At 39.6% G+C, this 23,787-nt stretch carries 18 protein-coding genes and 1 other annotated feature; of the genes, 12 read left to right on the plus strand and 6 right to left on the minus strand.

Translation table 11 applies throughout. From position 1 onward, the window contains the following. Positions 1–8: 8 nt before the first annotated feature. Positions 9–2,585, plus strand: coding sequence for an ATP-dependent chaperone ClpB (clpB, locus tag ABX891_RS06810; protein WP_354629158.1), 2,577 nt, complete (start codon positions 9–11; stop codon positions 2,583–2,585). A gap of 138 nt (positions 2,586–2,723) precedes the next feature. After that, complete coding sequence (locus tag ABX891_RS06815; RefSeq protein WP_024598303.1) at positions 2,724–4,097, plus strand: IS4 family transposase; 1,374 nt, start codon at positions 2,724–2,726, stop codon at positions 4,095–4,097. A 37-nt stretch (positions 4,098–4,134) separates the two neighbouring features. Here the strand turns inward: ABX891_RS06815 and ABX891_RS06820 are convergent, their stop codons facing one another. Further along, positions 4,135–5,682 (minus strand): methyl-accepting chemotaxis protein, encoded by a 1,548-nt coding sequence (locus tag ABX891_RS06820; RefSeq protein ID WP_024604444.1) that lies wholly within the window; start codon positions 5,680–5,682, stop codon positions 4,135–4,137. Positions 5,683–6,270: 588 nt separating this feature from the next. Here ABX891_RS06820 and gshA point away from each other — a divergent pair. The 3 genes from gshA to ABX891_RS06835 all read left to right on the plus strand — a co-directional run bounded on the left by gshA (position 6,271) and on the right by ABX891_RS06835 (position 10,045). Continuing rightward, on the plus strand, positions 6,271–7,848 hold the full coding sequence (gshA, locus tag ABX891_RS06825; RefSeq protein ID WP_354629159.1) for a glutamate--cysteine ligase: 1,578 nt from the start codon (positions 6,271–6,273) through the stop codon (positions 7,846–7,848). Positions 7,849–7,995: 147 nt separating this feature from the next. Continuing rightward, complete coding sequence (locus ABX891_RS06830; protein ID WP_002962200.1) at positions 7,996–8,607, plus strand: transglycosylase SLT domain-containing protein; 612 nt, start codon at positions 7,996–7,998, stop codon at positions 8,605–8,607. A 127-nt stretch (positions 8,608–8,734) separates the two neighbouring features. Then, positions 8,735–10,045, plus strand: a complete 1,311-nt coding sequence (locus ABX891_RS06835; RefSeq protein ID WP_354629160.1) for an IS4 family transposase — start codon at positions 8,735–8,737, stop codon at positions 10,043–10,045. Here the strand turns inward: ABX891_RS06835 and ABX891_RS06840 are convergent. The 3 genes from ABX891_RS06840 to ABX891_RS06850 form a co-directional block, all read right to left on the minus strand. Then, complete coding sequence (locus tag ABX891_RS06840) at positions 10,021–11,199, minus strand: IS4 family transposase (RefSeq protein WP_354629161.1); 1,179 nt, start codon at positions 11,197–11,199, stop codon at positions 10,021–10,023. The two genes, ABX891_RS06835 and ABX891_RS06840, sit on opposite strands and share 25 nt — an antisense overlap. A 180-nt stretch (positions 11,200–11,379) precedes the next feature. Next, positions 11,380–12,648, minus strand: a complete 1,269-nt coding sequence (locus tag ABX891_RS06845) for an HlyC/CorC family transporter (RefSeq protein WP_002962198.1) — start codon at positions 12,646–12,648, stop codon at positions 11,380–11,382. 61 nt (positions 12,649–12,709) lie between these two features. Next, positions 12,710–13,516: a cytochrome C assembly family protein gene (locus ABX891_RS06850; RefSeq protein ID WP_002962197.1), complete on the minus strand. Its 807-nt coding sequence runs from the start codon at positions 13,514–13,516 to the stop codon at positions 12,710–12,712. Positions 13,517–13,768: 252 nt separating this feature from the next. Between ABX891_RS06850 and ffh the strand changes: the two genes are divergently transcribed. The 6 genes from ffh to tyrA all read left to right on the plus strand — a co-directional run bounded on the left by ffh (position 13,769) and on the right by tyrA (position 18,753). Continuing rightward, entirely contained in the window at positions 13,769–15,148 is a 1,380-nt protein-coding gene (ffh, locus tag ABX891_RS06855; protein ID WP_002962194.1) for a signal recognition particle protein, read from the plus strand. Positions 15,149–15,408: 260 nt separating this feature from the next. Next, positions 15,409–15,657 (plus strand): 30S ribosomal protein S16, encoded by a 249-nt coding sequence (rpsP, locus tag ABX891_RS06860; protein WP_002962192.1) that lies wholly within the window; start codon positions 15,409–15,411, stop codon positions 15,655–15,657. A gap of 17 nt (positions 15,658–15,674) precedes the next feature. After that, positions 15,675–16,211 carry a ribosome maturation factor RimM gene (gene rimM / locus ABX891_RS06865; RefSeq protein ID WP_024596584.1) on the plus strand — a complete coding sequence of 179 codons (537 nt, stop codon included), beginning with the start codon at positions 15,675–15,677 and terminating at the stop codon, positions 16,209–16,211. Next, positions 16,211–16,978 (plus strand): tRNA (guanosine(37)-N1)-methyltransferase TrmD, encoded by a 768-nt coding sequence (gene trmD / locus ABX891_RS06870; protein ID WP_002962190.1) that lies wholly within the window; start codon positions 16,211–16,213, stop codon positions 16,976–16,978. Before rimM ends, trmD begins: the two co-directional genes overlap by 1 nt. A gap of 33 nt (positions 16,979–17,011) precedes the next feature. After that, complete coding sequence (gene rplS / locus ABX891_RS06875) at positions 17,012–17,371, plus strand: 50S ribosomal protein L19 (RefSeq protein WP_002962189.1); 360 nt, start codon at positions 17,012–17,014, stop codon at positions 17,369–17,371. A 248-nt stretch (positions 17,372–17,619) separates the two neighbouring features. Next, positions 17,620–18,753 carry a bifunctional chorismate mutase/prephenate dehydrogenase gene (tyrA, locus tag ABX891_RS06880; RefSeq protein ID WP_024596585.1) on the plus strand — a complete coding sequence of 378 codons (1,134 nt, stop codon included), beginning with the start codon at positions 17,620–17,622 and terminating at the stop codon, positions 18,751–18,753. Between the two features lie 61 nt (positions 18,754–18,814). Here the strand turns inward: tyrA and ABX891_RS06885 are convergent, their stop codons facing one another. After that, the gene (locus ABX891_RS06885; RefSeq protein WP_002962945.1) at positions 18,815–19,972 is read right to left on the minus strand and encodes a chorismate mutase; all 1,158 of its coding nucleotides are present in this window, start codon (positions 19,970–19,972) and stop codon (positions 18,815–18,817) included. A gap of 44 nt (positions 19,973–20,016) precedes the next feature. After that, positions 20,017–20,134 (minus strand) — a sequence feature (Phe leader region). Positions 20,135–20,326: 192 nt separating this feature from the next. Between ABX891_RS06885 and ABX891_RS06890 the strand changes: the two genes are divergently transcribed. Beyond that, complete coding sequence (locus ABX891_RS06890; RefSeq protein ID WP_039489199.1) at positions 20,327–23,341, plus strand: bifunctional diguanylate cyclase/phosphodiesterase; 3,015 nt, start codon at positions 20,327–20,329, stop codon at positions 23,339–23,341. Between the two features lie 12 nt (positions 23,342–23,353). Here the strand turns inward: ABX891_RS06890 and ABX891_RS06895 are convergent, their stop codons facing one another. After that, positions 23,354–23,683: an SUI1 family translation initiation factor gene (locus ABX891_RS06895; RefSeq protein WP_002962947.1), complete on the minus strand. Its 330-nt coding sequence runs from the start codon at positions 23,681–23,683 to the stop codon at positions 23,354–23,356. Between the last annotated feature and the right edge of the window lie 104 nt (positions 23,684–23,787).

A 23,787-nucleotide genomic window follows, 5' to 3' on the forward strand; every position in this document is an offset into this window, starting at 1 on the left:
GTAACACCATGCGTTTAGATAGATTTACAAGTAAATTTCAATCTGCGCTTTCTGATGCGCAATCGTTAGCCCTTGGCCGCGACCATCAATTTATTGAACCTGTACATTTAATGTATTCATTACTGCAACAAAGCGGCTCCAGTGTGCGCGCGTTATTTGCCCAAACGGGGGTCAGCGCAGATGAACTTAACACCAAGCTTTCACAAGAAATAGAAAAACTATTTAAAGTAGAAGGTGTAGGTGGCGATGTGCAGCTATCAAATAATATGGCTTCACTTATTAACCTATGTGACAAGTATGCGCAAAAACGCAAAGACAAATACATTTCAAGTGAATTATTTGTACTGGCAGCATGCGACGATAAAGGTCCACTTGGCGATATATTCAGATCGTTAAATATTACCTCCACTAAAATTGAAACCGCAATTAAAGCGATTCGTGGTGGTCAAAAAGTTGATGACCCAAATGCTGAAGAAACACGCCAAGCGCTTGAAAAGTACACGATTGATCTAACTGAGCGAGCAGAGCAAGGTAAGCTTGACCCTGTTATTGGTCGTGATGACGAAATTCGCCGCACGATTCAAGTATTACAGCGCCGTACTAAAAATAACCCTGTATTAATCGGTGAGCCAGGTGTTGGTAAAACAGCAATAGCAGAAGGTTTAGCACAGCGTATTATTAATGGTGAAGTACCTGAAGGATTAAAAAACAAACGTGTTTTATCGCTTGATTTAGGAGCACTAGTTGCGGGCGCTAAATATCGCGGTGAATTTGAAGAGCGTTTAAAATCAGTGTTAAACGAATTGGCTAAAGAAGAAGGCCAAGTCATTTTATTTATTGATGAAATACACACTATTGTAGGTGCAGGCAAAAGTGATGGCGCAATGGATGCGGGTAATATGCTAAAACCAGCTTTAGCACGCGGTGAGTTACACTGTGTTGGCGCAACCACGCTTGATGAATACCGTAAATATATAGAGAAAGATGCAGCCCTTGAACGTCGATTCCAAAAGGTACTCATTGAAGAGCCGTCGGTTGAAGATACCATTGCAATATTGCGTGGCTTAAAAGAGCGATATGAGCTACATCATTCAGTAGAAATTACTGATCCCGCGATTGTTGCTGCAGCTCAGTTATCTCATCGTTACATTAGCGATCGCCAGTTACCAGATAAGGCGATTGATTTAATAGACGAAGCGGGTTCTTCAATTCGATTACAAATTGATTCAAAACCAGAGTCGCTAGATAAGCTTGAGCGTCGTATTATCCAGTTAAAATTAGAAGATAATGCACTTGCTAAAGAAAAAGATGAGGCGAGTCAAAAACGTCGCAGTGAAATGCAAGAGTTGATCACCGACCTTGATGGGCAATATCGTGAGCTAGACGAAATTTGGAACGCTGAAAAAGCATCGCTTCAAGGCACGCAAGTAATTAAAGCCGAGCTTGAACAAGCAAGATTAGATTTAGATGTAGCGCGAAGAGCAAGCGACTTACAGCGTATGTCAGAGCTGCAATATGGGCGAATTCCAGAGCTTGAACGAAAACTTGATTTAGCCTCACAAGCCGAAATGCAAGAAATGACTCTGCTTAAGAACCAAGTAGGTGAGGATGAAATTGCTGAAATTTTATCTCGCTGGACAGGTATTCCTGTTGCAAGAATGCTACAAGGTGAGCGTGAAAAGCTGCTGCAAATGGAAGATAAGTTACACAGTAAAGTAATAGGGCAAGATGAAGCGGTCGTTGCTGTTGCTAACGCAATAAGACGCTCACGTGCAGGACTTGCAGATCCTAATCGCCCAATTGGTTCTTTCTTGTTTTTAGGTCCAACAGGTGTGGGTAAAACCGAGCTTACAAAAGCACTGGCTGGTTTTATGTTTGATACCGAAGATGCCATGGTGCGTATCGACATGTCTGAGTTTATGGAAAAGCACTCAGTTGCACGCCTAGTGGGCGCACCTCCAGGTTATGTGGGTTATGAAGAGGGCGGTTATTTAACAGAAGCTGTTCGTCGTAAACCTTACTCAGTTATATTGCTTGATGAAATAGAAAAAGCACACCCAGATGTGTTTAACATTTTACTGCAAGTGTTAGATGATGGCCGATTAACTGACGGACAAGGTAGAACCGTTGATTTTAAAAATACGGTTATTATCATGACATCAAATTTAGGCTCAGATATTATCCAAGAACAAGCGGGTAATAATGACTATACGACCCTTAAAGCTAAAGTAATGGAAGTATTGATTAATGAGTTTAGACCTGAGTTTATTAACCGTATTGACGAGACTGTTGTATTCCACCCGTTAGCAAACGAGCATATAAAAGAAATAGCTGATATTCAGTTAATGAAATTACGTGAGCGTTTAACAGAGATGGGGTATCTGCTTGAAATAAGCGATGCTGCACTTGAGCGAATTGCAGCAAGTGGGTTTGATCCTGTGTACGGTGCACGCCCGCTTAAGCGTGCTATTCAGCAAACGATTGAAAATCCGCTAGCACAAAAGCTACTTAATGGGGACTACATACCAGGTAGCGTGATTGTTATTGATGTAAATGACGACTCTTTGGTATTTACCAAACGCTGATTGTAAATAATTAAACTCTAAAGCCGCTAAAATAGCTGTCTCTTATACACAAATCCCTGCTAAGAAATTAGCGGGGATTTTTTTGAACTAAATCTCAATGTCATGATCAGATCTTCAAATCTTGTTTGAGGGCACATTATGATTAACGAACATACTCATTGGGCAAAACAACAATTCGGTAAATCGGACTTAGGTGATCCAAGAAGAACAGCGCGTCTGGTAAAGTTAGCATCAACGCTTGCAAATGAACCAGGAAAACCACTTGTGAACATCACTCAATCCCCCGCCGATATGGAAGGTGCCTACCGCTTTATTCGCAACGAGAATATTGACGCAACGGCTATAGCAGAGTCAGGCTTTAAAGCCACGGTTGAACAAGCAAAAAGTCATAACTTATTGCTCGCATTAGAAGACACGACCACACTAATTTATAAGCATTCCTCCATTCGAGATGATTTGGGTCATGTCGGACGAGGAGCAAAACAACGAGGCTTGTTAGCTCATAGCGTATTACTGTTTGCGCCAGACACAAAGCAAGTTGTGGGATTAATTGAACAGTCTCGCTGGAGTCGTGATATCAACACGATTGGAAAAAGAGAAAAACACGCGACGACTTCTTACGAAGAAAAAGAAAGTTACAAGTGGGAGTCAGCGTCACGAGCGATGGCAGAGCGGCTGCAAGGACAAATGGCGAACGTGATATCGGTGTGTGACCGCGAAGCGGACATCTACGAATACTTGCAGTATAAACTGACCGAGCAGCAACGATTCGTCGTACGCTCGATGCAAAGTCGTCATATTGAAGAAGGTGAGGATAAGCTCTATGCGTTTGCAAGCGAGCTGATGAGTGCAGGCACCAAACACATCCACATTGCACAAAAAGGAGGAAGAAAAGCCCGAAGCGCAACACTGGATATCACCTATGCGCCAGTGACACTCAAAGCGCCTTACAATAAGAAAGGACACTCCCTCCCAGTTTACTATGTCGGCTGTACAGAGCGAGGAAACGCTAAGAATGGCTTAAGCTGGCACCTATTAACCAGTGAACCAGTCACCAGCAAAGAAGACGCCTTAGCTATCATCACCTACTATGAGCACCGTTGGCTTGTAGAGGAATACCATAAAGTCTGGAAAAGTGATGGTACGGATATCGAAAGTTTACGCCTTCAAAGCCAAGATAACATGGAAAGATTGGTGACGATTAATGGCTTTATTGCGACGCGAATATTGCAACTAAAGTTCACCAATGAGCAGCCTGATTCTCCAAGTTGTGAACAACTGTTATCTCCCAAAGCATGGAAGTTATTGTGGTTAAAGAGAATAAAAACACCATTGCCTGAAACTGCTCCAAATATGTCATGGGCGTATCAGGAACTGGCAAAGTTAGGAGGCTGGAAAGATACCAAGCGCACAGGGCGTGCATCTGTGAAAGTGTTATGGAAAGGATGGCTTAAGTTACAAGCCATCCTGGAAGGCTACGATTTAGCAAAATCTCTTGAGTCAGACTTGTGATCAAGAGACAGCTAAAATAGCGGCTTTTTTATGTTTGTTAAACTTTAAAGGTTAGTAATAAATCGTTCACTCTACGTGAGCCTTCAACAAGCTCAGCTGCACCTTTTGCCACATTAAAGCTTAAACTTAAGTTGTTATCGCCAAAGTCTTTAATTTGCGAAACATTATTACTAATGTCGTTACTAACCATTTGTTGCTCTTCTGCAGCGGATGATATTTGTATTGCTAAGTGAGATATTTCACTGATTTGGATAAAAATACCCTCTAATTCAACTTGGGTTTTATCGGTTGTCAAAACACAGTTATCGGCTTGTGCTTTAGTGCTTTGCATTACTTTGGACCAGCTAAATAAAGTGTCTTGTATTTCTTTAATAGAACTATGGATTTGCGTCGTAGCATTTTGAGTGCGTGACGAAAGAGTCCTTACCTCATCGGCGACTACTGCAAAGCCTCGACCATGTTCTCCTGCTCTAGCTGCTTCAATCGCTGCATTAAGAGCAAGTAAGTTAGTTTGATCGGCAATTCCTTCTATTTCACTCATTACCTTACCAATTTTATCTGCTTCAGAGGCTAAGCTGGTGGCTGTATTTGCTGCTTGTTCTACTTGAAAAGCTAAATCAGATACCATTTTACTATTATCTGCAATGTGGTCTTTTATCTCTGAGCAACTTTGATGGGTGTTATTCACTTTATCCGCTGTTTGAGCGGTATTTACTGATATTTCACCAATGGTAGAACTCATTTGAGTCATCGCTGATGCAATTTGTTCTAAACGCTCACCTTGAGAAGAAATCCCTTTTTCGGTGAGTGTTGATTGTTTGTCTAAATCAGTTGCGATGCCATTAAAGCTTAATGTTGAGTCTTTCATACGACCAAGAACCGTGCGCAATTTTGCACTTAGCATTTGCTCTCTATAATCACTTACACTGTGCGGTGTATGGCCGCTGTAAATATAACGAGAGATTGAATCGGCTTTTGCTTTTTGTTCGCGTAATATTTTAGGGGTAACAATGAGTTCGTCATAATTTAGCACAATAACTAAAGCACAAATAAATAGGCTAATTGCAGCAATGGTGATTGATGCCGCAACAGCAATAAAAATCAGCCAAAATAATAGGCTTATAAAAGTAAGGCTTTGTCGTATTGTGGTGTGTTCTCGTAGTTTAAATAATGACTTGTTGGTATTTATTTTGTTGTAAAGTGTTTGTGCACGTTGCTTAAGTTGAGAGCTTGCTTTGGTTCTTACAGATTGATAACCAACAAGTCGGCCATGTTCAAAAATGGGGGTTACAAAGGCATCTACCCAGTAATAGCGGCCATCTTTACAGCGGTTTTTAACCATACCGCGCCACGAGTGTTCTTGTTTTAATGTTGCCCACATTTCTTTAAAGGCTGCTTTTGGCATATCAGGGTGGCGCACGATATTATGATGCTGACCGATAAGCTCTTGTGCGCTATATCCGGCTATAGAACAAAACGCTTGATTGACGTATGTTATTACACCTTTAAGATCAGTAGTGGAAACCAGCTCTTGTGATTCATCAAAGTATACTTCTTCATTTTTTAAGCTTTTATCATTGTGCATTGTATTTATTATCATCCTTTATTGTTGCAGTCATTATATTGCTTACACACTACAAAGCAAAAAATAGCGTCTTTCCTTCTATGCTCATAAGACAAATGATTGTATTTATTGATCTAGATCAAGTTTAAATACCAGACAGCTAAATTGAACTGATTTTGTATAAGTTCCGGTCTATTACTATAGGCTGATATTTTACTTATTTGATTTATAATTAAATACGTATATAAAGCATTTGTATAATGCACATAGCAATGGCAATATTACGACTTAATATAATGATGTTGGTCATATTAAGCGCATGTATAAAGTGGGCAAATAATTATTAGATTTGAAAAGTTATATTGTTCTTAGCAATTTATTCCAGTTGCATTAAATGAATGATCTATTATAGCGCCAAGAAAATAGCACAATAACAAGGCGAAAATTATGACATATAGTTGTTCTATATGAATAATTTTTAACGCAGTGAGGGCGTTATTTAACGCGATATAATGATCATATTTTCAATAAAATTGGTATTCATCTTGAGTCTAAGTAATTAGCCCCCATAACCTTATGATTAAGCCACGTGGCCCGAGGAAAGATTTTTTGACAACACATGATTTAGCTAACGCACTTGAAGCGTTATCAGTAGATGAGCACCAACATGCAGTTAAAGGCATTAAACGTGGCATAGAGCGAGAGTCACTAAGAATACAAGAGAATGGTGCTATATCACCTAAAGGCCATCCAAAAGGGGTGGGCAGTGCGTTAACTAATGGCCATATCACAACTGATTTTTCTGAATCTTTACTTGAATTTATTACTCCAGTTAGTGAGTCGTCAACGCAAACTCTTAAACAATTAAAGGACCTTCAAAAGTTCACTCTAGAAAAGATGGACGATGAACTGCTTTGGCCTATCAGTATGCCATGCTTTATTGAACACCAAGATGATATTGTTTTAGCTCAATTTGGTAGTTCTAATACAGGCAAAATGAAAACACTATACCGTGAAGGATTAAAAAATCGCTACGGTAGTATGATGCAAGCAATTGCAGGCGTTCACTTTAATATTTCATTTCCAGATACGCTTTGGCAGTCGCTTCACTCGTTACAACAAAGTAATGCAAGCCTTCAAGATTTTATTTCAGAGGGTTATTTAGCGCTTATTCGTAACTTTAAACGCGAACTATGGCTAATAAGTTACATGTTTGGTGCATCACCAGCATTATGTAACTCATTTTTACAAGGTCGAAAAACCGATTTACCATTTAAAAAACTAGGTAAAGGTACGCTTTACTTAGAAGTTGGTACGGCACTGCGTTTAGGCAATTTAGGTTATACAAATAGCGCCCAGTCGTCACTACGCGTAATGTATAACTCGTTAGATGAATATGTTGCAGGTCTTAAAAAAGCAATCAACACACCATCAGAAATTTATGGTGATCTTGATGACTATAAGAGTGAAAACCCTAAACAATTAAATAAAAATATTCTGCAGATTGAAAACGAATTTTACTCGCCAATTCGTCCTAAGCGTAATGCTAAAAGTGGCGAAACGCCAACGGATGCATTGCTTCGAGCAGGCATTGAATATGTAGAAATTCGCGCGTTAGACGTTAACCCGTTTAGCGAAGTGGGTATTGATATTGAGCAAATTCACTTTTTAGATGTGTTTTTAACGTATTGTTTATTAAAAGATTCAGCTCCAATGGATTGGAAAGAACAAACACGCAGTACTGAAAACCTCGACACAGTAGTCAATCAAGGTCGAGAAGAAGGGCTAATGCTTAACTTTAATAACACACAGCGTAGTTTTCAGTCGTGGGGCGATGAAATATTTGCACAGCTCACTGATGTCGCTAAATGGATGGATAATGCTTATGGTGTTAATTATTACTCCGATACTATAAAGCGCATGGCAACGTGGGTGCATAATCCAGAGCTTACTTATTCTGGACGTTACGTGTCGCAATTAAAAGAGTCTGGTTTAGACAACGGTCACTTTGCACTAGCACTGGCTAATAAATACAAACAAAGTCACGCTGACACTGATTACAGTGAGTTTTTAAAGCCTTGGCTGGAACAACAAGTTGTAGAGTCTAACGAAGCACAAACTGCAATTGAGCAAGCAGATACCCAGTCATTTACCGCCTTTTTAGATGCGTATTTTGGCGGTAAATAATCTTAATACTTAGTAAAATTTAAGCAAAAAAAACGCAGCCTAAGTAGGCTGCGTAAATATATATTCAGGGATGAACTAATGCTGTACTGCTGCATTCATTGAGTCAGACCCACACTTTTTAGAAAAGTTCTGTGAGATCTTAGAAAAATGAAAAAAAATGCAATTATTTTATCTCTTGCCATTACTTTAGCTGGTTGTGCTACAGCGCCTCCAAAGCAACCTAATGATCTATGTAAAATCTTTGAAGAAAAACCTGATTGGTATTTTGACGCAAAAGACGCGCAAGAAAAATGGGGTTCTCCTAAGCATGTACTCATGAGTATGATGTACCAGGAAAGCTCATTTAAGCATGATGCCGCTCCGCCTATGGAGTACTTCTTATGGATAATTCCAACCGGTCGCGCAAGTGATGCTTATGGTTACTCACAGGCTAAAACACCAACATGGTCAGATTATATTCGTGAAACAGGCAACAATGGTGCTGATAGAGACGACTTTGACGATGCAATCGACTTTATGGCGTGGTTTGTTTATAAAACGCATAAAGTAAATAAAATCTCTAAATGGGATGCTTACGCACAATACCTTAATTATCATGAAGGTTGGGGTGGCTATAAGCGTGGCACATATAAAAAGAAAAAGTGGTTAATGGGTGTCGCAAATAAAGTTAAACACAGAGCGAGCCGTTATGGCGCGCAATTAAAGCGCTGTGAAGACGAGCTTGATAAAGGTTGGTTTGAACGTCTTATATTTGGCTAGAGAGTTATTAATGGATATAAAAAAGGAGCCAATCGGCTAATGCCGATCAGTTAAGAAAATGACCGGTTGACCGATCCAAACGATCATGCAAAATCCGTAGTTAGGAAACTAACTACGGATTTTTTTTGTGAATATAGAACAAGCACTGCAAGCAACACTTGAAGAAAGCAGCCGATACCATACCTTTGAAAAATTATCAGAAATTCTTGACCCTGAAATCATTGAACAAGGCTTTCAACAAGCTGGGATTGCAACCGTTCGTAAGCGAAGGTTACCGCTTGAGGCTGTTTTGTGGTCAGTTATTGGCATGGCATTGTTTCGAAAAGAATCAGTTTGGAATATCGCTAATAAGCTAGATATCATGTTACCTGGCAAGAACCCACTCGTTGCTCCAAGTGCGATGGTACAGGCGAGACAAAGGTTAGGTGATGATTCCGTTAAACACGTTTTCAATAAATCTGCTCAATCAATGTATAAGCAACAGTCATTCGAAACATGGAATGGTTTGAACCTATTAGCTGTTGACGGTGTTGTGTGGCGAACAGCCGACACGCCTGATAACCGTAAAGCCTTCTCTTCAGGTAGCAACCAATACGGTGATACAGCCTTTCCTCAAATACGCATGGTCTGTCATATGGAATTGACCAGCCATCAACTGCTCAGTAGCGAGTTTGATAACTATAAAACCAACGAGATGAAATTAGCTGAGCGTTTAATTGAACGTACACCAGATAATTCACTGACTATGTTTGATAAAGGATATTATTCTTTAGGCCTGTTAAATCGTTGGCACCAAACTGGGAAGATGAGGCACTGGCTGATACCAGCAAGGCCCGACTTACAGTATGAAATCATCTCCAGCGCGGGTAAAAATGACCATATCATTGAATTGAAAACAACAAAGCATGCACAAAAAAACTTTCCCGATGTTCCTGAAACGATTAAAGCGAGATTAATCAGCAAAACAATAAAGGGCAAAAGCTACCGTATATTAACCTCGATGACGGATAGATTGCGTTATCCAGGTAATGAAATTGTTGAATTATATTGTCATCGTTGGGAGATAGAACTTGGGTTTAGAGAAATCAAACAAACCATGCTTGATAGCGCATACCATTTAAGAAGCAAGCGTCCAGACATGGTGCGTCAGGAGCTATGGGGCGTGTTACTCGCCTATAATTTAATACGAAGAATAATGACGATGGCGGCGACAGTTACAGGGATATGGCCTAACCAGCTTAGTTTCTCTAGCAGTTCGATGGCTGTCATTCAGTATTTCTCGTCAGTATCTATAATGAGTCCAGGGAACATTCCAATACACTGGCAGCACTTACTCAATACACTGGTCTTATTTAAGCTTCCAGCTAGACGAGAGGATAGAAGATATCCCCGATGGGCTGAGGGATCCCCACTTTATCCTGCGGCCTCTTTTTCGTAATTCAAAATAAAGTTTTTTAAACTTTTTTCTATATAGCTTTGTGTAATACGTCTCTTACATAGCTTTATGACTTGCTTGGCTAAGGTTAAAAATGAAAGAACTCGGCGATTCTTAACGCTATTTGCTTGAAATTTTATATGCCACTTTCTTTTTTCTGCTTCACACCCTATAAACCATAACGCAGTGCTCGCTATTGTGGCTATCAAGCATAATATTCCTATTCTATTTATGCCGGTGCTTTTACTAAAACGCCACGAAAAACCATATCTCAAACTTTTGTCATCGCGGAAATTTTGCTCTATTTGCATTCTTTTACTATATAAACCAACTACTCGCTTACTCGTCATTGTATTGTCTGATGTCGCGAGTAACCATGGCTCTTTAGCTAAGTTTTGATACATTTTTGTATCTTTCGTAAATCTGCTTTTTCCTTTTCTTCCTTTATTTTTTCCATGATATACGTGTAAAAATGCATCGCATGCTGTCGGGCTGGACTGAGTTAGTCGTGCTTGACCTAACGCCTTAGGTATATCGCTGGCACCAGTCCTAAGTTGTTTTAATGTATGCCATTGTGATTGCATGGCTAGTTTACACTTCATTGAGCCTCTTAATCGACCTATCATATGCCAACCAAGTTCGCGTACTTTACTATACCAAGGCGTAAGAAAGCCGCCGTCTGTTACAATATAGACACTAGGATGTCGTCCAAGCACTTCATAAAGTTCATCTAAAAACAGGCTGTTGGTTGCTGGGCTATCAAAATCCTTCTGCTCAACAATCATGTTATAAATCACGATAGAGCGCCCATCCACAAGTAAGCTTGCTCGCAGTAAGTGATAGTCGTGACCACAGGCACCGCTCCAGTCAACGGCAATTGCAAGCATGGGTAAAGAGTCAATAATAGGATGAGCTAATGCTTCATAGATAGCGACCCTTTCATTGTAGAGGTGAGTATTTTTTAAGAAGCGATCAACGCGTTTTATTTTATGTTTTACATCCACAGCGCCAGACAAATTTCTGCCGATTTCAGTTAAGGTAAGTTTATTGCCCGAAATTAATGCATTACTGCAGCTTAGTAATGTTTTTACTCTGGCATTATTGAATGGCGCTAATGCATGTTTAAAGTACTTATGGCAAACTGATGTCTCAGGCATAGCAGTTGTGACTTATGTGGGTTGTGGTGATTTACATAAGATCATAAATTGCTGTGCCTGTCACGTTTTGGGGATTCGTCAGCCCGATGGGTTAAGCCAAAACCATCTAAGTATCCCCATAAAAAGAAAAATGCCAGTCAGCTTAACTGACTGGCATTAGCCAATCGGCTCCTTTTATACTTAGCGAGAACGCTTATTAGGCTGAATTTTCACCTGTTTTATCATATTCTCTTTTACTTCAAGTACTTCAATAGGGTAGCCCGCAATACGTAGACTAATATTTGCATCGGGAATATCTTCTAAGTATTCAACAATTAAACCACTCAAAGTTTTTGGGCCGTCTAGTGGGAAATCCCAACCCATCTCTTTATTTAAATCGCGTACGTTAGCGCCGCCATCTACAATACAAGAGCCATCAGTTTGTGTTTCTACTTCTTCGCTTGGCGTACGAGTTTGTGTAGTTGTAAAATCGCCAACAACTTCTTCTAAAATATCTTCAAGCGTTACTAAACCTTGAATATCGCCATACTCGTCTACTACTAAGCCAATACGCTCTTTAGACTGCTGAAACTTTAACAGCTGAGTGTTAAGTGATGTTCCCTCTGGGATAAAGTAAATTTCGCGTACAGCACGCAGCAAAGATGGTTTATCAAATTGCTCTTTTGTAAGTAGACGAAGTGCATCTCGAGAGTGAATAAAGCCTACTGCGTCATCTATATTGTCGCGATACAACAACACGCGAGTATGTTGTGCATGGGTAAGCTGACGACTAATTAGTTTCCAATCATCATTAATATCAATAGCCACAATTTCGTTACGTGGGATCATGATATCTTCAACGGTTACTTGCTCTAAATCTAAAATTGAGGTCAGCATACTTTGATGGCGAGCAGGGATAAGTGCGCCTGACTCATTGAGCACTGTTTTTAATTCTTCTTTGCTCATGCTGTGCTCGTCGATTTGAGCGGCACTAATACCAAATAATCGCAATATCCCGTTGGTCATCCAGTTAACGATAACAACAAAAGGAAAAAGAATTTTTAGTAACCCTTTAAGTATTATTGAGCTTGGAAAAGCAACTTTTTCAGGATAGAGGGCAGCAAGAGTTTTAGGTGTTACTTCGGCAAATATAAGCACGACTAAAGTTAACACACCCGTAGCGATAGCAATACCAAGGTCACCGTAAAGGCGAATACCTATAATGGTAGCAACTTGAGCTGCAGCTATATTGACAAGGTTATTTCCAATTAAGATTAAACCGATGAGCCTATCTGGACGGCTAAGTAATTTACTGACTCGTTTAGCTGCACGATGATCCTCTTTAGCGAGGTGTCGCAGGCGTATACGATTGATTGACATAATTCCGGTTTCTGAACCAGAAAAATAAGCAGAAAAAAGCACCAAAAAACCTAAAATGATAAATAGGGTACTTGTCGATATGTCGTCCAACGATGGATCCTTTTCTTATAAATCAATGCGTATTAAGCTAGAGTGAGCAAGCAGAGTCAAGTTAAAACTTATTTAGTATCACTTCTTGTATGAAACGGCTGCCAAAATATGCGAGTGTGAGGACAAATGCAGCGACCATGATGGTAATAACCACAGGTTTACCGCGCCAACCCTTTTTCATATGCCCGATGGCTACAATGGCAAAAATAGCCCACGCAACTAACGACAATATCGTTTTATGAATGAACTCTTTAGCAAACATCCCATCAAGAAATACAAACCCCGAGAGTAATGCGAACGTGAGTAATATGGTGCCTAAATTAAGCAGTTGGTAAAGCTGGCGCTCAACAACCATCAAAGGCGGAAGGTGACTATGCACAATTGCTAAATCTTTACGTTTTAAACGTTTATCAATAAAGTAGAACTGTACACCATATAAAGTAGCAATAATTAAAATACAGTAGGCCAATAGGGATAAGGAAATGTGTGTTACTAAGCCAACCTCAATATTAATGCTTTGCAGTAAAATATGATGAGGAATAAATAAACTGGCAATTGTAAGTAAAGCACCAAAACCATAAACAACGGGCAATAATAAAGTGGCAGGGAACTTTAGCGACACAGCTGTTACTGAAACTACAATAACCCAGCATGTTAAAAGGGAGACGTTTACAATACTTAAGTCTTGACCATCGGATCTAAAAACAGAGTTAACTAACAGCAGCATATGCGCCACTATAGCAACCGTGCTCAATATGACGGTTACCTTTTGGCTAGGGCCTTGTTGATGAAACAGGCGTGAGAGCACGTGAGACGTTGCTAACACATAAAATAAACTGGCAATAATAGTTAAACTAATAATCAGCATTGTGCTTGGGCCACTTAATTTGAGACAAAATAATCCTTGTTGTTATATAGCCATTGTATTTTATAGCAAAGCAAATGCATAGACCTTAAAAAAAGAAACTCAACAAGGTGCACTTGAACACTGTATTGTAAGACGCCATATACGGTATACTACTTTTAATTGAAACTTAATAAGTCAATCCTGGTTAATTGAAAATCAAACTAACCGTAAAATTTTAATGGATTGATATAAACGTCTTATCGGAACCGTTACATGTTTGAGAACCTCCAAGAACGATTAGGTAAAACCTTAAAAAATATCAGTGGCCGTGGCCGTCTGACTGAAGACAACATAAAAGACACACTTCGCGAAGTGCGTATGGCATTTTTAGAAGCCGATGTGGCACTGCCTGTTGTTCGCGAGTTTGTAAAACAAGTTAAAGAACGTGCAGTTGGGGTTGAAGTTACAAAAAGCTTAAGCCCAGGCCAAGTATTTATAAAAATAGTGCGTGAAGAACTAGAAAAAGCAATGGGTGAGGCCAATGAAGAGCTAAGCCTAAATGCACAACCGCCAGCCGTTGTTATGGTAGCGGGTCTGCAAGGTGCGGGTAAAACCACCAGTGTAGCTAAGCTTGCTAAGTTTTTAAAAGAACGCAAAAAGAAATCAGTGCTTGTAGTAAGTGCCGATGTTTATCGCCCTGCTGCGATTAAACAGCTAGAAACGCTTGCTACAGAAGTTGACGTTGATTTCTTTCCAAGTGATATTTCGCAAAAGCCAGTGGATATTGCAAACGCTGCAATTTCTCATGCTAAAAAGAAATTTATAGATGTAGTACTTGTTGATACCGCAGGTCGTTTACATGTTGACAGCAACATGATGGACGAGATTAAAGATCTTCACAAAGCAATCAACCCAATTGAAACTTTATTCGTTGTTGATGCAATGACGGGTCAAGATGCGGCAAATACAGCTAAAGCATTTGACGAAGCCCTGCCACTAACCGGTGTAATATTAACAAAAACCGATGGTGATGCACGTGGTGGTGCTGCTTTATCTATTCGTCATATCACAGGCAAACCAATTAAATTTATGGGTGTGGGTGAGCGTACTGACGCACTAGAGCCTTTTCATCCAGACCGTATAGCGTCGCGTATTTTAGGTATGGGTGATGTACTTTCATTAATCGAAGAAGTCGAAATGAAAGTAGATAAAGAGCAAGCTGCCAAAGTTGCTGAAAAAGTATTTAAAGGTGCCGGTTTTACCCTTGACGACTTTGCTGATCAATTAAAGCAAATGAAAAATATGGGTGGCATGATGTCGATGCTTGATAAGCTCCCTGGTATGTCTAACTTACCAGATGCTGTTAAAGGCCAAATGGGTGACAAAACATTTATCCAAATGGAAGCTATTATTAGCTCAATGACTAAAAAAGAGCGCGCACGTCCAGAAATCATCAAAGGTTCGCGTAAAAAACGCATCGCAGCTGGCTCTGGTACACAAGTACAAGAGATCAATAAGCTGCTTAAGCAGTTTACGCAAATGCAAAAAATGATGAAAAAGATGAAAGGTAAAGGCGGCATGACTAAAATGATGCGCGGTATGAAAGGCATGTTACCACCTGGGATGATGGGTGGCGGTGGTCCTAAGTTTTAAAAAATACTTTTGAGTTATTTTTTAAAATAATAGCGAATCATATTTAAAGGAGCAAATAGCTCCTTTTTTGTTGAATAAATTATGCATGTAATACACCTTTAACCCTAATTTGTCGTTGAGATCACGGTTTAACCTACTAAACTGTCTTTTTGCTTCACTTCTTACTTGCGTTATTGCCAAAAACTCGTACAATTCCCCAGCTCCCCATTCTGGGGAGTAAATCTTATTAATGAAAACAGTCAATCTTTATAGAGGACGGTATGGTAACTATTCGTTTGCAACGTGGTGGCGCTAAAAAACGCCCTTTCTATCAAATTGTGGTTGCGGATAGCCGTTTCTCGCGTGACGGTCGCTTCATCGAGAAAGTAGGCTTTTTTAACCCAATTGCTTCAGGTCAAGAAGAAAAAATTCGTTTAGATTTACCACGTGTTGAACACTGGGTAGGTCAGGGCGCATCTCTTTCAGATCGCGTAGCTAAGTTAGTAAAAGACGCTCGTAAAGCGGCTTAATAGGCGTAAGTGTAACCATGAGTCAAGAGAACACCTCATCAATAATTGTCGTAGGAAAGCTCGGTGCCCCATATGGTATAAAGGGCTGGCTTAAGGTACATTCATTTACTGATGATCCCGTAGGGATCTTCGATTTCAGCCCGTGGTTGATAGGGCAGCAAGGTAAATGGCAGTCCTTAGAAGTGGTCGACTGGCGTCGCCACAACAAAGGCTTTATCGCTAAATTTGCGCAGATAAACGACCGAGACGAAGCAATGGCTTATACCCATGCTGAAATCTCAATGGATGCAGCGCATTTACCAGAACTTCCGCAAGGTGAGTTCTATTGGCGAGATCTCATTGGCATGTCTGTTGTAACCGATAAAGGTTATAGCTTAGGCATTGTTGATGACCTTATGGAGACAGGGTCAAATGACGTACTAGTTGTGAAAGCAAACAGTAAAGACGCATTTGGTCAAGCTGAACGTTTGATTCCTTTTTTAACTGATTCAGTTATTAAAGAAGTTAAATACGACGCAAGAGAAATTACCGTAGATTGGGATCCAGGGTTTTAATGACGCAAACTAGTTCATTATGGGTAGGGGTGATAAGCCTTTTTCCAGACATGTTTGACGCTATTACAGACCAAGGTGTTACCGGTCGCGCAGTAAAAAATGGTTTAATTGATTTTAACTGTTGGAATCCGCGAGACTACGCTTTAGATAAGCATAGAACCGTAGATGACCGTCCTTACGGGGGCGGACCAGGTATGTTAATGATGGTTGAGCCATTAAAAAAAGCGATTGCCGAAGCTAAAAAAGCAGCTGGTGATGGCGCTAAAGTAATTTATATGTCCCCGCAAGGGCGCAAACTTGATCAGCAGGGCGCTAGCGAACTCGCTAACTCTAATAAACTGATTTTGATTGCCGGTCGCTATGAAGGTATAGATGAGAGAATAATAGAATCATATGTTGACGAAGAATGGTCAATTGGTGATTTTATTTTGAGTGGTGGTGAACTACCTGCCATGACATTAATTGACGCAGTAGCGCGATTAGTGCCAGGTGTGTTAGGTCATAACCAGTCAGCAGAACAAGATTCGTTTTCGGATGGCTTGTTAGATTGTCCACACTATACACGACCAGAAACATTGGACGACAAACAGGTTCCTGCTGTATTACTCAGTGGAAACCACCAAGAGATAGCAAAGTGGCGGCTTAAGCAGTCATTAGGTAGAACTTGGTTACGACGTCCTGACTTGTTGCATAACCTAGCTCTGACTGAGGAGCAAGCGGTATTACTCGCAGAATTTCAGCAAGAGTACCAAAAAGCTTGTGGCTAGAAGACAGTTACACCTAGGAAAGTGAGAAACATAATGGCAAAAGTAAACCAAAATATTATTAAAGCGCTTGAAGATGAGCAGCTTAAAACAGACGTACCTGCATTTGGCCCTGGTGATACAGTGGTTGTACAGGTAAAAGTAAAAGAAGGTGCTAAAGAGCGTCTACAGGCCTTTGAAGGTGTTGTAATCGCTAAGCGTAATCGTGGTCTTCACTCAGCATTCACAGTTCGTAAAATTTCGAACGGTGAAGGTGTTGAGCGTGTATTCCAAACGCACAGCCCTCTTATTGATAGCGTAGCAGTTAAGCGTCGCGGTGCAGTTCGCCGTGCTAAGCTTTACTACCTACGTGAGCGTTCTGGTAAATCTGCACGTATTAGAGAAAAACTTAACTAATACGCGCTGTTTATCAACGCAAAAAAACGGGTTGCATCCTTCGGGTTGCAACCCGTTTTGGTTTTAGAATATTATTATCTCAATTCTCAATTCTCAATTCTCAATTCTCAATTCTTATTTCCTCATTAGTAAAATTTAAGCTTTAGCCTTTTATCAGTTAGCTGATCCTGTTAGTATTTATCGTATTGATTAGTTTACTTTTATGTAAATTTATATTTACGTTATTTGTTTTTTAAGGTGGTATGAACGTGGCTGACATAAGTGATTTAGCACAGCTGAGAGAAGGTATAGATGAATGCGACGCACAACTTGTTGCCTTACTCGCTAAACGTAATGGTATTACGCAAAAAATTGGTGAGATAAAACAACAAACAGGCGCGCCTTTACATGCACCTAATCGTGAAGCAGAGCTATTAGCGGCAAGAAGGCAAGAAGCAATAAATCAAAATGTAAGCCCCGATCTCGTTGAAGATATACTAAGACGCATGATGCGAGAAGCCTATCAAAACCAACAAGCAAAACTTGCATGTGCAGCGCCAGAACTTTCGCCAATTGTTATTGTAGGTGGCCAAGGTGCTATGGGGCAGCTATTTGCTCAGCAGTTTATTCGCTCAGGTTACGAAGTTAAAGTTTTAGATAAAGATCAGCAAAACGATGCGCAAAATATTTTAAAAGGTGCCAAGCTGGTAATGATTAGCGTACCAATTAATGCATTGGACGCAGTAGTTGCTAAGTTACCTAAACTAGATGATGACTGTTTACTAGTTGATATTACATCGGTAAAGCAATCGCCTATTAAAGCACTAAAAGCTGCGCACAGTGGCCCTGTGGTGGGTTTGCATCCTATGTTTGGCCCTGACATATCACACTGGGTAAAACAAACGGTCGTTGTATGTGAAGGGCGAGAGCACCAAGCGGCAAAAGGTTTGTTACAGCAGTTACAAGTATGGGGTTGTCAGCTTGTTGAGCTTCATGCTAAAAAGCACGACGAAGCAATGCAAATTATTCAGGTAATGCGCCATTTAACAACATTTGTGTACGGACAGTTTTTAGCAAAACAAAGTCATACACTTGAAGAGTTACGTAGTTGCTCGTCACCTATTTATCAATTAGAGCTGATGATGGTAGGGCGTTTATTTGCGCAGTCGCCGGAGTTGTACTCAGATATTATGTTAGCGCAATTCGATGATGTAGAGAGCCTGCTCGCACAGTACCAAGACACTTTTGCAAGTACATTGGAAAAATTAAAAGCAGGAGATAAAGCAGCGCTTATTGATTCTTTTGCGCAAGCGAAAGTTTACTTTTCTGACTCAACAGAGCACTTTTTAACACAAAGCCGAAGCTTATTAAATAAAGCGAATGATTCAAAAGTTTTAGACTAATACTTGTCACTTTTTACTAAAAAGGGCCGATATCGGCCCTTTTTAATTATGAAAGTGTGTATTAAGTATTAACGCTTACTGCCTGTAATGACTCGCTTTGATAGCAGCCTAAAATACGCACATATTGGGTGTGTTCTTTAAGTTCTTCTAGCGCTTCTTTTACTTGGCTATCAGCTAAGTTTGCTTCAAGATCTACATAAAATACTTCTTCCCACGGATTGCCCGGAGTTGGGCGCGACTCAAGTTTTACTAAATTAATCTTATGCTGTTTAAAAATCATCAACGCATCGGCTAGTGAGCCCGCTTGCTGTTTTGTCGACATGATTAAACTAGTTTTAGTTGGAATTTGGTTAGACACTTGCAGAGGTTTACGCGCAACAACAATAAAGCGGCTATGGTTTTCGCTTTGATTAGCAAGATTTGATTTGATGACTTCAAGGCCGACATTTTTTCCTGCTTGTGCAGAGCCAATTGCAGCACTATTTGGTGTGTTCAGAGCTGATTGTAATGCGCTTGATGTAGAGTCACAAGTTTCGTGTTGCAAATCACCCAAGCCTTGCAAAAAACGGCTGCACTGTGCAAATGGTTGTGGATGTGCAAATACTTTTGTTAGTTGGCTAAGTTCAGTATCAGGGTTTGCGAGTAAGCAATGCTCTACACTGTGAGTGACTTCTCCAACAATAGAGACTTGTGCGTGCTGTAATAAGTCAAATACTTCGTTAATGCTACCAGAGCTTGTGTTTTCAATCGGTAATAAACCAAAATCAGCTTGGCCGTTTTCTACTTTACCTGTTATTTCGTCAAACGATGTACAGCCAATTTCAATTAATTTACCAGGGCGGCGACTAAAGTATTTATGACATGCAAGCTGGCTATAAGAACCTTGACCACCTAAGTAAGTTACACGGTGTGTTTCACTCAGTGCGTCTGGATTAAGGTTTTTTTGTAACATTGCTTGTTGGTGTAAAACTGAATCTTCCAAAATAGTTTGAAACACATTATTTACGTAGTAAGCATCTAAACCCAGTGACTTACCATAACCAATTAATTTTTCTAGAAGCGCGAGTTCACGTGCTTCATCGCGAATTGGCTTGTTGTTGGCGATTTTATATTCAACCACACCGTGGCTAATGCGACGACGTTTAGCTAATAACACGAGTAGGTCGGAGTCTATTTCATTTATATCGTGTCTTAGTGCATTTAATACATCATTTGTCATTTTGGTATCCTCATTCCAAAAGTAGGCTGTTATTACACAGCAAAAACAAAAAAGCCTCCCGGTTGGGAGGCTTTACTATTCGATTGATTTTATCTCACAAACAGGGAAGCCTCTTCTATATAAAGAAGCTAAAAAACGAAAAAAAAGTGCGAGAGATAAATATGTTCATACGGTTAATGTATGGAGAGTTGCCAACAATGTCAATAAAGATCTAAATAAGCTTAGGGTACTATTTATTTACCTTAGGTGATTATTATAGAAACTTTACAAATAATTTATAAATATGAATGCGGATCTGGTATATTTCGTTAACTGGTTCAAATAATAACAATTATTAATAATTAAGGTTGACCCGTGGTTTACAGACGGCCTCCATCTCGTTTTGGATTGAATTCTTTAAGTGTAAAACTTTCACTGCTTATATCTGCTATTTGTTTAATAGCAGGGGTATGTGCGGCTGCCTTAATGCTTAAATCTGAAGAGAAACAACTTGTTTTTGAAGAACATGAGGTGTTAAAAAGCTCTACAGATTTATTAGTGAAGCAGTTTAATGAGCGTATTAAAACAAAAATAAATATTGCTCAGCAAGCTAATAACGTAGTGACAGAGCAGCTTTTTCAATCTAATTCACCAATTAATTTAGGTAATAAATCACAGTTACAGTTTAATAGCGATGGTACCATTCGAAGTGCCTCGGCTGACGGATTATCAGCAGCATTTTTACCACAGCAAAATTACTCTCCTTTTTATAAACGCCTATTTAATGATTCTGAAATGTTATGGCGTATAATTTCTCCGACTCTGGTACATGACTTTTTTAACTTTTATTTAATTACCGATGACGATTTCATTCGTGTTTCTCCTCCAAACTGGGCATTAAATGCACCAGCCGAGTTTAGAGTTACGCAAGGTACAACGTATAAATATATTAAAAGTATGTTGGGGTCAGAGCGAGAGCCTGCATGGTCAAAAGTTTATTACGATACAGTATGGCGAAAGTGGGTTATTAGCTTACTAGTGCCGGTGTATGTTGATAACGAGTTTTTAGGTGTAACGGGAAGCGATATTTCCCTTAATAAACTTATTTCATTTTTACCTGTTGGCGATAAAGAAAAACACTTACTTGTATTTGATAGTAAAGGGCAATTGTTAGCCCATCCCAATCTAAACCCTGCATTATTAGCTGACTACGGTAGTGACAATAAAGCACTCGCTACTAACGAATTTGTAAACCCAGAACTGCAGTCAATTATTGACGATGCAATTGCGGTGAAGTTACCAGAATACGCCAATTCATTTGAACAAAATGATGAAGCTCACATTATTAATATCCGTAAAATTGATGATTTAGATTGGTACATAGGGGTTTATAAAAAACGTTCATCAACGTTATCTGCGTTACAAGATTTAAAACTGAAGTTTTTTGGACTCTTTATTTTATACGCAATATTAGTTGCCTTATTGCTGCATCAGGCGCTTTATCAACTAGTGCTTCGGCGTTTACATACTTTAGTTTATGCAGTAACAAGCTTTGGTAAAGGTCAGCTAACAACAGAGTTTCCGCCAGAAAACAAAGATGAGATTGGTACCCTTAATGGCTCATTTAGAGACATGACGGTAGAAATCCGCAAACTTATTGATGGTTTAAACCAAAGAATTACAGAAAAAGAAATTGCTGAAAAAGCAGCTAATCGTTTATCTAAAGCGGTCGCGTTCTCGGGCACTGGGGTTGTGATCACCGATGAAAATTTTGTCATTGAGTATGTAAACCCCAAAATGCTCGAAATGACAGGCTATCCAGAAAGTCATTTTAATAGAGCACCATTACTTAATATTATTGCCTCAGAAATGTCTATTTTAGTCGAAGATATAGACATAGATTTACGCAGCCGTAATTACTGGCGCGGGGACACATTAATAGCGGGTTTAAACAAAGAGCCAATTTGGGTGTCTTTAAGTGTTTCGCCAATTCGTGAAGAGGGCGGTGAAATAACCAGTTATGTAGCATCAGCACAAGATATTTCGTTTGTAAAAGAAAGCCAGCGTAAAATGGAACAACTGGCTTACTTTGACACCCTTACCGGACTTGCCAACAGAACGTTTTTTAGAATGCAATTGCGTAAATCAATGGCATTAGCAGAGCGCGGGCATTATGCATTTGCTTTGTTTTACTTTGATTTAGACGAATTTAAGCGTATTAACGACACATTAGGGCACGATGCTGGCGATCAATTATTAATTGAAGTGGCAAACAGACTTAAAAAACGTTTACGAGCCGAGGACACCATAGCGCGCTTAGGTGGTGATGAATTTGCAGTGTTGCTCAGTGGTATAGAAAGCCAAGCTCACGCGGCTGATGTTGCCAATACAATTCAAAAAACACTGAACGTGCCTATAAAACTAGGTAGCAATGAAGTTATTGTGAGCGCGAGTATTGGTATAACTATGGCTCCTTACGATAGCTTAGAGGAAGATCAGTTACTCAAACATGCTGATTTGGCAATGTATGAGGCAAAAGCAAAAGGACGTAATACCTTCCACTTTTATAGCCAAGAATTAAATGCGGCCGCAAATGAGCGTTTATTTATTGAAAATGAGTTACGTATAGGGCTCAAAGAAAAGCAATTTGTAGTTTACTACCAACCTCAAGTTGATAGCCGTACTCATCAGGTCGTTGGTTATGAAGCGTTATTAAGATGGTTCCACCCAACTGAAGGCGCAATCCCTCCAGATAAATTTATTCCTATTGCAGAAGCGACAGGCCTTATAGTTGAATTAGGTGAATGGGTGCTTCAAGAGTCTTGTGATTTTGCCGTAAGATTGGCAGAACAAGGTCTAGAAAATAATATATCGATAAACTTATCGGCCCGCCAGTTTAAAGACTCAAGCTTAGTTACAACACTGAGCAAAATGATAATTAAGTCGGGTGTTTCAGCAAAGCGCCTTCATTTAGAGCTGACCGAAAGCATGCTAATGGGTAATGTAGAGGCAGCCATTACACAATTGCACGAGCTTAAAGCATTAGGTATATCAATTTCTATTGATGACTTTGGTACAGGTTATTCATCGCTCAGTTACTTAAAACGATTCCCGGTTGATATATTGAAAATTGACCGTTCATTTGTAAAAGATATCCCAGAGGATACAAATGATATGGAAATCACTGCAGCTATTATTGCCATGGCGCAAAAGTTAAAGCTAGACGTGGTCGCAGAAGGGGTTGAGACAATAGAGCAGATGCAGTTTTTACAAAATAATAATTGCTTCATTGTGCAAGGTTATTATTTTAGTAAGCCAATTGCTGAGCACGAACTACCGAATTTGTATGAAAGGTTAAATGAACTCGCAAATAGCGAAGTAACTAGTTAATAAAATTGCGGGTTAACCACCCGCAATTTTAACTTTAAATTTTAACGCTTCTAAAATGCCTTTTAGTTTATCTCGGTCATCACCTTGTACTTCAATAATGCCTTCTTTTACTGCGCCGCCTTGGCCCATTTTGCTTTTTATAGTTTTAGCTAACTTTTTTAAATCGTGATCTTTTGGATCAATGCCAACAACTAGCATTACGCCTTTGCCTTTACGCCCTTTTGTTTGACGCTCAATGCGAATAAAACCATCTTTAAAAAGTTTAGCGTGCAACTCTTTTTCTGGTTTCGGCTGGTCAATGCGACCCGTACTAGTTGAATATACTAAGTGACTATCACTCATACCTTACCTTTGTGGATAAAAATGAATTAAATACTGGTGTAAATGATAGCAAATTTGAAGTTGTGTGTTTTTCTTTTTGCTAAATACTTTTAACAGGTTATATT

Source organism: Pseudoalteromonas sp. NCIMB 1079 (assembly GCF_040567695.1).
Classification (GTDB): domain Bacteria; phylum Pseudomonadota; class Gammaproteobacteria; order Enterobacterales; family Alteromonadaceae; genus Pseudoalteromonas; species Pseudoalteromonas distincta.

What these genes read in the sequence shown, in the direction of transcription:
- rplS (WP_002962189.1), top strand. Translation starts at nt 17,012, where the DNA reads ATGGCAAAAGTAAACCAAAATATTATTAAAGCGCTTGAAGATGAGCAG.
- clpB (WP_354629158.1), top strand. Translation starts at nt 9, where the DNA reads ATGCGTTTAGATAGATTTACAAGTAAATTTCAATCTGCGCTTTCTGAT.
- ABX891_RS06820 (WP_024604444.1), bottom strand. Translation starts at nt 5,682, where the DNA reads ATGCACAATGATAAAAGCTTAAAAAATGAAGAAGTATACTTTGATGAA.
- ABX891_RS06850 (WP_002962197.1), bottom strand. Translation starts at nt 13,516, where the DNA reads ATGCTGATTATTAGTTTAACTATTATTGCCAGTTTATTTTATGTGTTA.
- rpsP (WP_002962192.1), top strand. Translation starts at nt 15,409, where the DNA reads ATGGTAACTATTCGTTTGCAACGTGGTGGCGCTAAAAAACGCCCTTTC.
- ABX891_RS06840 (WP_354629161.1), bottom strand. Translation starts at nt 11,199, where the DNA reads ATGCCTGAGACATCAGTTTGCCATAAGTACTTTAAACATGCATTAGCG.
- ABX891_RS06815 (WP_024598303.1), top strand. Translation starts at nt 2,724, where the DNA reads ATGATTAACGAACATACTCATTGGGCAAAACAACAATTCGGTAAATCG.
- ABX891_RS06885 (WP_002962945.1), bottom strand. Translation starts at nt 19,972, where the DNA reads ATGACAAATGATGTATTAAATGCACTAAGACACGATATAAATGAAATA.
- rimM (WP_024596584.1), top strand. Translation starts at nt 15,675, where the DNA reads ATGAGTCAAGAGAACACCTCATCAATAATTGTCGTAGGAAAGCTCGGT.
- ABX891_RS06895 (WP_002962947.1), bottom strand. Translation starts at nt 23,683, where the DNA reads ATGAGTGATAGTCACTTAGTATATTCAACTAGTACGGGTCGCATTGAC.
- ABX891_RS06830 (WP_002962200.1), top strand. Translation starts at nt 7,996, where the DNA reads ATGAAAAAAAATGCAATTATTTTATCTCTTGCCATTACTTTAGCTGGT.
- ffh (WP_002962194.1), top strand. Translation starts at nt 13,769, where the DNA reads ATGTTTGAGAACCTCCAAGAACGATTAGGTAAAACCTTAAAAAATATC.
- trmD (WP_002962190.1), top strand. Translation starts at nt 16,211, where the DNA reads ATGACGCAAACTAGTTCATTATGGGTAGGGGTGATAAGCCTTTTTCCA.